Here is a 10195-nt window from a genome sequence, read left to right on the forward strand (position 1 = left end):
TGATCTGATAAAAAAGTCAGCACGGCTCCTGCCGTGCTGACTTTTTTATGCTCTTGGGTGGGCCTTCTGGTACACGTCCTTCAGCTGCCGCTTCACCACATGGGTGTAGATCTGAGTGGAGGAGATGTCCGCATGGCCCAGCATTTCCTGAATGGAGCGCAGGTCCGCGCCGTTTTCCAGCAAATGCACGGCAAAGGAGTGGCGCAGGGTGTGGGGCGTGATGTCCTTTTCGATGCCCGCCTTCTCCTGGTAGTGCTTGATGATCTTCCAGAAGCCCTGGCGGCTCATGCGCTCGCCGTTCATGTTGACGAAGAGGGCCTCCTCCCCGCTGTCCGCAATGAGCTGGGGACGGATGTTCTTCACATAGTCCTGAATGGCCTTTACCGCGCCGTGGTACAGGGGGATGATGCGCTCCTTGCCCCGGCTGGCGCACCGTATGAAACCGGCGGCCAGATTCAAATCGCCCAGGTCCAGGGAGATCAGCTCGCTGACCCGGATGCCGGTGGCGTACAGCAGCTCCAGCATGGCGTGGTCCCGAAAGCCCTTGGCATCCACACACTGGGGCTGCTCCAGAAACAGCTCCACTTCCTTGTTGGTCAGGATCTCCGGATACTTCCGCTCCACCTTGGCGGCGGTGACTCCCTTGGCGGGGTTCGCCTGTACTTCCCCCTGGGCCAGGAGAAAGTTATAGAAGGATTTGATGGAGGCCAAAAACCGGGTGGCGGAGGAGGCGGATTTGCCGTGGACCAGCATCCAGTTCATATAGCTGCGCACCATCTCGTCCGTGGCGCCCCGCAGGGTGCAGTCCTGGTCATGCTGTAAGTACTCCGAAAACTGCGTCACGTCCCGCAGGTAGGAGCTGATGGTGTTCTGGGAGGCGTGCTTCTCCTCCGCCAGATACGCGCCGTAGCGCCCGATATCGTCTGTTGCCAAGGGGCACTCCCCTCCCTCTCTTCTGTATAGCCGGCACAGTTGAAAAGCATCGGTCCGCCGGTTGAAAAGGAGCCCCTTTTCAACTGCGTTGACTATATCATGCCAGGATCCGTTCCAGCATCAGCCGCAGAAACCACGGCGAAACAAACAAGTCCACACACACGCCAATCAGCAGCGCAGCGCCGCACGCCGCCAGACGGAGCCACCAGCTCCGGCCATAGGCCACCGGCGCGCACCGCCGTCCTCTCCCAAAGGACAGACTGGCCAAAGCGGCGGAGGCCCCCCAGGAGGGCACCGCCAGCAGGAAAAACACCGGCAGCGTCACCGCGCACCGCAGTCCAAAGACCGCCAGGGCCAGCAGGACGCCGTCGGGACCGAAAGCCGCCGTGAAGCAGCTGACGGAAAAGGACAGGAAAAAACCAAAGGCCGCCGCCGCGCAGGGCAGCAGCACCACGCCCACGGAGGCGAACCCCAGCAGGAACGCCAGCAGCGGATAGCGGAAGTAGATCACCACCGCAGACAGCGCGGTCTTAGCCGTCAGGTCCTGACTGCCGCCGAGCCGCACATAATCCGTCAAATACCGGGACAGCTCGCCGCCGGTCTCATCCGGCACCCGGCCCGCCAGAACCTGTCCCAGAAGCACACCGGCCAAAAAGAACAGCGCCAAAAACAGCAGGCGCGGCAGGGGCTGTCCAGCCCGGTCACGGTTCCTCACGTTCAAACCATCTCACCTCGCTGCATCCTATGAGCCAGGCAGGCGGTTTATGCGCCGTGGTTGACGTAAACCATGTCTTTATTAAATATAGTTCAATTTCCTGATTTTATCAAGGAAATTACAGGAAAAAGAAGTTTTTTGGAAATTATGACAAAATGTTATGTAAACATCATTATGTAAACCTATGAAACAAAGAAGCGCGGGCACGGAAAAAGGACCACATCTGGGGTCCGGTCCTGCTCCGGTGCCCCATATCTGCGGTCCCCTCTCCCCTGCCCCGCGACGCAGGCGCGAAGCGCCGTTCCAGCCGGTCAGACCGGCCGGTTTTCAAAATTTTGTGAAAAATCACAAGTCGTCATTTCCGCTTCCGCTTGCCGCCCCGCTTCCGGCGGCCGCCCAGCAGCCCCGCCAGAAGCCCGCCCGCCAGGACGCACAACAGCAGGACGCCGCCGTGACCCGTCCATGTGACGTTCTCCCAGCAGGACAGCCCCACCACCAGCAGGACCCCGGCGAACAGTCCCGCCGTCAGCAGTCCGGCGGGCAGCGTCCCCCAGGGGGACCTGCGGACGGTCAGCAGTCCCCCGCAGGCCACCGCCGCCGCGCACAGCGCCGCCACCACCGGAAAGGCCACCCCCTCCGGCAGCGTCCCCTTCACCAGCAGCAGCGCCAGCAGGAGCTGTCCCGCCAGATAGATGCCCAGCGCCGTCAAAAGCCCCTGCAGAAACACCATCCAAACAGCCGTCTGTTGTTTTCGCCCCTTGCCCATAAAAAATCCTCCCTTGCAGCATGCTCGTTACTGGAGCATATTCCAAGGGAGGTGTTTTTTATGATTGGCTTGCCTCTTTTATTTCAGAGGAGGCTCATTTCTCCTCGTCGGCGGCAGGCTCTTCCGCGGGGAGCTCGGCAGGCGCCTCTTCTTCCTTCTTGTCCTTCTTCTGCTCCTCAGGCTGCTCGCCGGACTGGACGCCGGTGGTGGAGACGGCCCACTTGGTCAGCTCCATGCGGACGCGGTCCTCGCTGGTCTCGATGACGATGGTGTCCTTGTTGACGGACACGATCTTGCCGACGATGCCGCCGATGGTGGTGATGACGTCGCCCTTCTTCAGGCTGTCACGCATCTCCTGCGCCTTTTTCTTCCGCTTGTTCTCCGGACGGATCATCAGGAAATACATGATGACGAACAGTACCACGATCATCATAAGCGTAGATGTCATATTTGGATCCATATTGAAAACTCCTCTTTCCTTCGTGTATTCAGAATGAGACCATTATACCAAATATCCCAGCTTTTGCAAGAACTTTCTTTGCAGTTCCCTGTTCAAACGGCAAAAACGCCCAAAACGCCGGCAAAAACAGAGCGGACACGAAATATATGGGCTTTCGTCCCCTCACGCCCGCTCCTCCAGCCGTCCGCTGTACCGGGCGCGGAACTCCGCGAAGGTCCCCTGGTCCAGGGCCGCGCGGATCTTAGCCATCAGGTCGTTGTAGAAATACAGGTTGTGGAGCACCGCCAGACGCAGGGCCAGCACCTCGTCCGCCTTGAACAGGTGCCGCAGATAGGCCCGGGAGAAGTTCCGGCAGAGGGGGCAGCCGCAGCTGGCGCTGACGGGCCGCTCGTCCGCCGCGTATTTCTCGTTCAGAATGTTCACCGTGCCCTCCCAGGTGAAGAGCTTGCCGTGGCGGCCGTTGCGGGAGGGCATCACGCAGTCGAAGAAGTCCACGCCCCGGCTGACGGCCTCGATGATGTTGCTGGGGGTTCCCACGCCCATGAGGTAACGGGGCTTGTCCTCCGGCAGCTCCGGCGTCACCACGTCGATCATCTCGTACATGACCTCCGCGGGCTCCCCCACCGCAAGGCCCCCGATGGCGTAGCCGTCGCAGTCGATCTTGGCGATCTCCCTGGCGTGCCAGGCCCGGAGGTCCGGGAAAGTGGCGCCCTGGTTGATGCCGAAGAGCATCTGGCCGGGGTTCACCGTGTCCGGCAGACTGCCCAGCCGGTCGTGCTCGATCTTGCAGCGCTCCAGCCAGCGCAGCGTCCGCTCCGTGGAGGCCTTGGCGTACTCGTACCGGGCGGGGTTTTCCACGCACTCGTCAAAGGCCATGGCGATGTCGCTTCCCAGATTGGACTGGATCTGCATGGACTCCTCCGGCCCCATGAAGATCCTGTGGCCGTCGATATGGGAGGCAAAGGTGACGCCCTCCTCCTTGATCTTCCGCAGGGAGGCCAGAGAGAACACCTGGAACCCGCCGGAGTCCGTGAGGATGGGGCCGTCCCAATTCATGAACTTGTGGAGGCCGCCCATCTGCCGCACCAGCTTGTCACCGGGACGCAGGTGCAGGTGGTAGGTGTTGCTCAGCTCGATCTGACAGCCGATCTCCTTCAGGTCCAGAGCGGACACGCCGCCCTTGATGGCCCCCTGGGTGCCCACGTTCATGAACACCGGCGTCTGGACGGTGCCGCCGTGGGCGCAGGAAAACTCGCCGCGCCGGGCGCGGCCCTCGGTTTTGAGAACTTTGAACATGTGGTCTCTCCTAGTCTGTATTTGATGGGAGCACCGCCCGCAGGCGGAACATTCCCGGCGCAGTCACAGAGCCGCGCGCCTCAAAGGGTGATGGCCAATCCCACGCCCACTTCCTCCACGGGCAGGGCCTTCAGCATCTCCGCTTTGGCCCGCAGGGATACGCAGTGGCAGGGATACAGGACCTTTGGGGCAAGTGCCTTCAGCCGCCCGATGGTCTGCCGCAGGCGCTGGTCCGCCTCAAAGAGGTGGAACCCGCCGATGACGCCCGCCACACGGTCCTCACCCAGGACCTGCCGGGCGTAGTCCACGATATTGCAGATGCCGCTGTGGGAACATCCGGTGACGATGAACAAACCGTCCCCGGTGCGGCAGGCCAGGGCCGAGTCGTCCGTCACGAACTCCCCGATCTCCGCGCCGGAAGCGTCCAGCGTCCGGCCAAAGCACCTGCGGGGCTCGAAATCGTGAAGGGCGGGGATCTCCCCCAGAAAGACGCAGTTTTCCGAGAGGGCGTAAGGCCCGGTCTGGGGCCGGTAGTCGAAGGCGGCCGCCGCCTCCGTCTCGCCAAAGGGCGCGCCGATGTCCATCCCGTCCATCCACTTGGGCCGGAGACACCCCGGATGGGCCACCAGCTGTACCTGGGACAGGTGGAACCGCTCCCGCAGGAACCGCAGGCCCCGGGTGTGGTCGTTGTGGCCGTGGGACAGCACGATGTGGGTCAGGCCGCCCAGATCGATGCCCATGGCTTCGGCGTTTTGCAGAACGATATCGGAATACCCCGTGTCAAACAGGATGCGCAGGCCGTCGGTCTCCAGATAGTAGCTGACCGCAGGCTCCCCCAGGTAGTACTGGTCGATGTAGGTGTTGTTGTCCACCAGGACCCGGAGCTTCATGTCCCGCTCCCCTCTCCATACAAGAACATGGCGTCCCCGAAGCTGAAGAAGCGGTATTTCTCCCGCACGGCCTCCTCATAGGCGGCCAGCACGTGCTCCCGCCCTGCGAAGGCGGACACCAGCATGATGAGGGTGCTCTCCGGCAGGTGGAAGTTGGTCACCAGGGCGTCCATCACCTTGAATTTGTACCCCGGATAGATATAGATATCGGTCCACCCCGCCTTGGCCTCCATGGTGCCGTCGTCGTTGGCCCAGGACTCCAGGGTCCGGCAGGAGGTGGTGCCCACGCACACGCACCGCCCGCCCTTCGCCTTGGTGCGGTTGATGAGGTCCGCCGTCTCCTGGGAGATGACGCAGTACTCGCTGTGCATGGCGTGGTCTGTAATGTTCTCCTCCTTCACAGGCCGGAAGGTGCCAAGGCCCACGTGCAGCGTCACATAGCCGATGCCCACGCCCTTGGCCGCGATCTTCTCCAGCAGCTCCGGGGTGAAGTGAAGGCCCGCCGTGGGAGCCGCCGCGCTGCCCACCACCTTGGAATAGACGGTCTGGTAACGTTCACGGTCCTGAAGCTCCTCCTTGATATAGGGCGGCAGGGGCATTTTTCCAAGGCGCTCCAGCACCTCCAGGAAGATGCCCTCGTAGTCGAACTGCACCAGGCGGTTGCCGCCCTCCAGCTCGCCCATCACCTCCGCCGTCAGCGCGCCGTCTCCAAAGGACAGCTTGGCCCCGGTGCGCATTTTCCTGCCGGGCCGCACCAGGCACTCCCACGTCTGCTCCCCCTTGTCGATCAGAAGCAGCACCTCACAGGCGCCGCCGCCCGGCAGGCGCTGTCCCAGGAGCCGGGCGGGCAGCACCCGGGAATCGTTCAGAATCAGGCAGTCGCCGGGATTGAGAAAGTCCGGCAGCTCGTAAAAGTGGTGGTGCTCCACCGCCCCGGTGGCCCTGTCCAGCGTCATCAGGCGGGATTCGTCCCGCTTTTCAATGGGCGTCTGGGCGATCAGCTCCTGGGGCAGGTCATAGTAAAAATCACTGGTTTTCATAGCATTCCTGTTCCTCACCGAACGGTGACATCCGTATAATAGAATTCGAGGATCTCCTCGTAGTCATATCCCTCCTCCGCCATGGCCCTGGCGCCGTATTGGCTCATGCCTACGTTGTGGCCGTTTCCGGTGCCGGTGATGGTGAAGCTCCCCTTTTGGGAGGAGGTGGGCTTCGCCGCCGTGCCGCCGGAGGCCGTCACGGTGGACTTGCCGGAGGAGGAGAGCACCACGGCGCTGTCCCCATCCAGCGTGGTGATCTTGCCGCCGCCGGAGATGACGGCCACGCCGTCCAGGCCGGACAGCTGATTGTCGGCGCCGTTGACGCAGACGCCGTCTCCAGTGGATGCCGGACCGCCGCCGTTGATGGAGAAGCGCAGGCTCTTGACGGATTTGTTGTACGTACTGCTGTAAAAGATGCTCCGGCAGGTGTCGCCCTTCACCGTCAGGGTGCCGCCGGTGTGCACAAAGGCCACCTTGTATACATTTCCCATGGGCGTGTATTCCGATACATACACGTTTTTCACCGTGCCCACGCCGTATCCTTTCTGCTGTAAGATCCAGGTCAGCTCGTCGGCGGTGTAGGTGACGGACCAGCTGTAATTGGGGATGCTGGTCCGGGCCTCATAGCGGTCCTCCACACCCTTCAGGTAGGGCGTCTCTGTGCCCCAGACGTAGTAGCCGTCCTCCGTGGCGCCGCCGTTGGAGGAGTGGTACACCGGCTCCCGGACCAGTTCCCGGTCATAATACAGGCACTCCCCGGCGGTGTTCTCCACGGCCTCGTCGGTGGCGGCCGTGGCGGTGTTCACGCCGTTGTAGACCTGACAGTGGGTGGTATTGCAGATATCGAAGTCATAGTCCGTGTGGCGGTCGGTCCGGCAGGCGTAGGTCCGGGCGCAGACCGCCTGGGCCTCCAGGGCCGCCATGGGCCAGCTGCCGCCCATCTCATAGGGCAGAACGCCCTTCACGTACGCCTCCAGGTCCACCACGTTGATGACGTTGAGGTTTCCCCCGGTGATCCGGGCGTATTCAAACCCGCCGGGGTACTTGTAGCCCTTGAACCAGGTGATGGCGGTGTCCCTCCGGGCGGAGGGCAGAACGCCCAAGTCCAGAATACCGTTGCAGTCGAACTCAAACAGGACCTCCGTGGTCTGGGTAACGGTGACCATCACACCGGTGGAGGAGGACTTCACCGCGTTCCCCTCCCCCAGGTCATCGGCGGCGTCCTCCGCCTCGGACCGGGAGTCATAGCACCCCACCCGGACCACGTACTCCCAGTCGATCCAGGCGGGATAGGCGTCCTCATAGTCCCGGGCGGCGTCCTCCGCCTCCTCAAAGTCCCGGAAGCCGCCGATCTCCACGTGCCAGGCCCCCATGTGGCGGAAACCGCCGGAGGGCATGTCCGGGGAATATGTTCCGCCGCTGCTCATATAGATATCACCGGCGGCAGTCATGGAGATGGCGGTCTCCCCCGTCTCGCCCAGGGACTCAAATTCCCGGTCCTCGTCGAAATAGCCGAATTCATAGCCGCTCCCCACGGCGTTTTCCAGATTGGCGGAAAACAGCGCCGAGGAGCCGTACCGCAGGCCCACCTTCACCGTATCATTCACCACGGCGGAGGCGGAAACGGCGCTACATGCGAAAAATGTTACAACAAGCAGCGTGGTCAAAAGCAGTTTTTTCATGGAACCTCCCAATGGCACCGGCCTTGACGGAGCAGGTAAAGTATGCTACCATACATACAAATGTCCGCCCCGGAAATACAAACTTGATTTTTCCTGAATAAAATACATTATAGTACAAAAAGGCGACACATTCAACCAAAAATCGGCGGGGCTTCATTCCCGCCGCAACAACGCAGCAGGAGGCACAACTATGAAACAGTACAAAGTCGGCATCATCGGAGGCACAGGCATGGTGGGCCAGCGCTTCATCACCCTGATGGAGAACCATCCCTGGTTTCAGCTCACCGCCATCGCCGCCAGCGCCCGCAGCGCCGGCAAGCCTTACGAGGAGGCTGTGGAGGGCCGCTGGGCCCTGGATATCCCCATGCCGGAGGAGGCCAAAAAGCTGGTGGTCCTGGACGCCGAGGCAGACGCTGAAAAGCTGGCGGCCATGGTGGACTTCTGCTTCTGCGCCGTGGATATGAAAAAAGAGGAGATCCGCGCCCTGGAGGAGAAGTATGCCAAGCTGGAGTGCCCCATCGTTTCCAACAACTCCGCCCACCGCTGGACGGACGACGTGCCCATGGTGGTGCCGGAGATCAACGCGGACCACATCCGGATCATTGAGGCCCAGCGCAAGCGCCTGGGCACCAAGCGGGGCTTTATCGCGGTAAAATCCAACTGCTCTCTCCAGAGCTATGTCCCCGCCCTGCACCCCCTGAAGAAGTACGGCCTGGACCGGGCCCTGGTCTGCACCTATCAGGCCATTTCCGGCGCTGGCAAGACCTTCGCCCGCTGGCCCGAGATGGTGGACAACTGCATCCCCTTCATCGGCGGCGAGGAGGAAAAGAGCGAGCAGGAGCCCCTGAAGCTGTGGGGCCATATCGAGGGCGATCAGATCGTCAAGGCGGAGGGGCCCTCCATCACCGCTCAGTGCTTCCGGGTGGCCTGCCAGGACGGCCACATGGCCGCCGTGTTCATGAAGTTCCAGGACGGCCGGAAGCCCTCCATGGAGCAGATCAAAGCCGACTGGGCCGCCTTCCGGGGCCCCGCCCAGGAGCTGGACCTCCCCTCCGCCCCCAAGCAGTTCCTGCACTACTTTGAGGAGGAGAACCGCCCCCAGACCCGTCTGGACCGGAACCTGGAGCACGGCATGGCCGTGTCCATCGGCCGCCTGCGGCCCGACACCCAGTACGACTACAAGTTCGTCTGCCTCTCCCACAACACCCTCCGGGGCGCTGCGGGCGGCGCGGTGCTGCTGGCCGAGCTGCTGTGCGCCAAGGGCTACATCGAGGCCAAGTAAGCATTCCCATACCAAAGAGGCAGGCGCCGTTCGGCGCCTGCTTTTTTTGACCCAATCCCAGATTGGACATGTTTTGCATGGTTTTAGGCACGCATTCCGATTATATTGCATAAAATGATTCTATACAATGATAGGTACTTAACGGACTGTATAGGAGGTACGGATATGCGAAAGCCCCTTTTCACCGGCTCCGGCGTGGCCATCGTCACGCCCTTCAACAATGAGACCGTGGACCTGCCCGTTCTGGGAAAGCTGATTGACTTCCAATTGGAAAACGGCACCGACGCCATTGTCGTCTGCGGCACCACCGGCGAAGCCACCACCATGACCTACCATGAGCGGATGCGGACCATCGAGTTCTGTGTGGAACATGTGAACGGCCGTGTCCCGGTCATCGCGGGCAGCGGCTCCAACTCCACGGAGATCTCCGCGGCCCTGTCCCGGGACGCGGAGCGGGCCGGGGCCGACGGCCTGCTGCTGGTAACACCCTATTACAACAAGGCCACCCAGCAGGGCCTGGTCCGGCACTACCAGGTCATCGCAGACGCGGTGGACACCCCCTGCATCCTCTACAACGTGCCCTCCCGCACCGGCGTGGCCATCGCGCCGGAGACCTACGCCGAGCTTGCCAAGCACCCCAACATCAACGGCGTCAAGGAGGCCGGCGGCAATCTGGGCAATATCCAGCGCACCCGGAACCTCTGCCCGGAGGACTTCTCCATCTGGTCCGGCAACGACGACGAGGTGGTCCCCATCTGCGCCCTGGGGGGCCTGGGCGTCATCTCCGTGGTGGCCAACATCCTCCCCGCCGAGATGCACGCCCTGGTGAAGCTGTGTCTGGACAACGACTTCGCCTCCGCCGGGAAGCTGCAATTGTACTTAAAGGACTTCTGCGACGCCATGTTCTGCGAGGTGAACCCCATCCCCGTCAAAACGGCGCTGAACCTGCTGGACTGGAGGGCCGGAGACCTGCGCCTGCCCCTGTGCCCGCCCAGCGGGGCAAACCTGGCGCGCATCCGGGAGACCCTGGTGAAATACGGCCTGCTGAAGGCTGAGTCAGGACCACCCGTATAACGGGTGGCCTGCACTCGCCCTATAAGGGCGTGATATTTGCCGCGCCTCAAGGCGCGG

10 protein-coding genes are annotated in these 10195 nt (G+C 62.1%); 2 read left to right on the forward strand and 8 right to left on the reverse strand.

All coding sequences use genetic code 11. The features are described 5' to 3' along the window. Positions 1 to 45 precede the first annotated feature (45 nt). The 8 genes from xerD to Q0Z71_RS15510 form a co-directional block, all read right to left on the reverse strand. The gene (xerD, locus tag Q0Z71_RS15475) at positions 46 to 933 is read right to left on the reverse strand and encodes a site-specific tyrosine recombinase XerD (RefSeq protein ID WP_298024708.1); all 888 of its coding nucleotides are present in this window, start codon (positions 931 to 933) and stop codon (positions 46 to 48) included. Positions 934 to 1030: 97 nt separating this feature from the next. Continuing rightward, positions 1031 to 1648: a hypothetical protein gene (locus tag Q0Z71_RS15480; RefSeq protein ID WP_298024710.1), complete on the reverse strand. Its 618-nt coding sequence runs from the start codon at positions 1646 to 1648 to the stop codon at positions 1031 to 1033. Between the two features lie 355 nt (positions 1649 to 2003). Beyond that, entirely contained in the window at positions 2004 to 2414 is a 411-nt protein-coding gene (locus Q0Z71_RS15485) for a TIGR04086 family membrane protein (RefSeq protein ID WP_298024712.1), read from the reverse strand. Between the two features lie 94 nt (positions 2415 to 2508). Then, positions 2509 to 2874: a preprotein translocase subunit YajC gene (gene yajC / locus Q0Z71_RS15490; RefSeq protein ID WP_298024714.1), complete on the reverse strand. Its 366-nt coding sequence runs from the start codon at positions 2872 to 2874 to the stop codon at positions 2509 to 2511. 162 nt (positions 2875 to 3036) lie between these two features. Then, positions 3037 to 4170, reverse strand: a complete 1134-nt coding sequence (tgt, locus tag Q0Z71_RS15495) for a tRNA guanosine(34) transglycosylase Tgt (protein ID WP_298024716.1) — start codon at positions 4168 to 4170, stop codon at positions 3037 to 3039. A gap of 80 nt (positions 4171 to 4250) precedes the next feature. Further along, on the reverse strand, positions 4251 to 5060 hold the full coding sequence (locus Q0Z71_RS15500) for an MBL fold metallo-hydrolase (protein ID WP_298024718.1): 810 nt from the start codon (positions 5058 to 5060) through the stop codon (positions 4251 to 4253). Further along, positions 5057 to 6100 (reverse strand): tRNA preQ1(34) S-adenosylmethionine ribosyltransferase-isomerase QueA, encoded by a 1044-nt coding sequence (gene queA / locus Q0Z71_RS15505; protein WP_298024720.1) that lies wholly within the window; start codon positions 6098 to 6100, stop codon positions 5057 to 5059. The genes Q0Z71_RS15500 and queA overlap by 4 nt, the downstream gene beginning before the upstream one ends. Before the next feature lie 14 nt (positions 6101 to 6114). After that, positions 6115 to 7782, reverse strand: coding sequence for a SpoIID/LytB domain-containing protein (locus Q0Z71_RS15510; RefSeq protein WP_298024722.1), 1668 nt, complete (start codon positions 7780 to 7782; stop codon positions 6115 to 6117). A 190-nt stretch (positions 7783 to 7972) separates the two neighbouring features. On the opposite strand from Q0Z71_RS15510, the gene asd reads away from it, so the two are divergent. Next, positions 7973 to 9064 carry an aspartate-semialdehyde dehydrogenase gene (asd, locus tag Q0Z71_RS15515; RefSeq protein ID WP_298024724.1) on the forward strand — a complete coding sequence of 364 codons (1092 nt, stop codon included), beginning with the start codon at positions 7973 to 7975 and terminating at the stop codon, positions 9062 to 9064. A 165-nt stretch (positions 9065 to 9229) separates the two neighbouring features. Further along, positions 9230 to 10138 carry a 4-hydroxy-tetrahydrodipicolinate synthase gene (dapA, locus tag Q0Z71_RS15520; protein WP_298024726.1) on the forward strand — a complete coding sequence of 303 codons (909 nt, stop codon included), beginning with the start codon at positions 9230 to 9232 and terminating at the stop codon, positions 10136 to 10138. Positions 10139 to 10195 lie beyond the last annotated feature (57 nt).

The organism is uncultured Dysosmobacter sp., from assembly GCF_947631635.1.
GTDB lineage: Bacteria > Bacillota > Clostridia > Oscillospirales > Oscillospiraceae > Oscillibacter.

What these genes read in the sequence shown, in the direction of transcription:
- Q0Z71_RS15485 (WP_298024712.1), bottom strand. Translation starts at nt 2,414, where the DNA reads ATGGGCAAGGGGCGAAAACAACAGACGGCTGTTTGGATGGTGTTTCTG.
- yajC (WP_298024714.1), bottom strand. Translation starts at nt 2,874, where the DNA reads ATGGATCCAAATATGACATCTACGCTTATGATGATCGTGGTACTGTTC.
- tgt (WP_298024716.1), bottom strand. Translation starts at nt 4,170, where the DNA reads ATGTTCAAAGTTCTCAAAACCGAGGGCCGCGCCCGGCGCGGCGAGTTT.
- Q0Z71_RS15500 (WP_298024718.1), bottom strand. Translation starts at nt 5,060, where the DNA reads ATGAAGCTCCGGGTCCTGGTGGACAACAACACCTACATCGACCAGTAC.
- queA (WP_298024720.1), bottom strand. Translation starts at nt 6,100, where the DNA reads ATGAAAACCAGTGATTTTTACTATGACCTGCCCCAGGAGCTGATCGCC.
- Q0Z71_RS15510 (WP_298024722.1), bottom strand. Translation starts at nt 7,782, where the DNA reads ATGAAAAAACTGCTTTTGACCACGCTGCTTGTTGTAACATTTTTCGCA.
- asd (WP_298024724.1), top strand. Translation starts at nt 7,973, where the DNA reads ATGAAACAGTACAAAGTCGGCATCATCGGAGGCACAGGCATGGTGGGC.
- dapA (WP_298024726.1), top strand. Translation starts at nt 9,230, where the DNA reads ATGCGAAAGCCCCTTTTCACCGGCTCCGGCGTGGCCATCGTCACGCCC.